Raw genomic sequence first — 362 nt, 5'->3', positions numbered from 1 at the left:
AGACAGAACACTAGCAGCTCAGAGTATCAATTCGATGACAATGGTGATGTTATTGTTGATAGTGACGGTGTTCCAATCACGGTTGATAAAAACGTTTCTAATCAACGTCGTCACCGTCTAACGGCAAACGTTAACTACTCAATGGAAAACTGGCGCTTTGGTCTAGAAGGTAACTACTACAAAGCGGATGGCTATGACATCTACGACAACGACGATACCAACTACGAGTTGAACGCAAGCATTCGCCATATTATGGGTCAATGGGCACCATATGTAGAGTTTGGTGATGTGAGCACTTCATCAACTAAAGCGACTCGTGAACTGCGTAGCCGTGTTGGTCTAACTTACAGCTTCTAATCGAT

General features: G+C 43.6%; 1 protein-coding gene. It reads left to right on the top strand.

The features are described 5' to 3' along the window. Positions 1-357 (top strand): oligogalacturonate-specific porin KdgM family protein (locus AB4486_RS25980; RefSeq protein ID WP_372119626.1); only part of this gene is annotated, 357 nt, incomplete at its 5' end. Positions 358-362 lie beyond the last annotated feature (5 nt).

Origin of the sequence: Vibrio sp. 10N.222.55.C6, assembly GCF_041473395.1 — a bacterium.
In the GTDB taxonomy this organism is placed as follows: Bacteria; Pseudomonadota; Gammaproteobacteria; order Enterobacterales; family Vibrionaceae; genus Vibrio; species Vibrio crassostreae_C.
The sequence above is the reverse complement of the archived record's forward strand: the minus strand, read 5'-3'. Positions and strand labels throughout refer to the sequence as shown.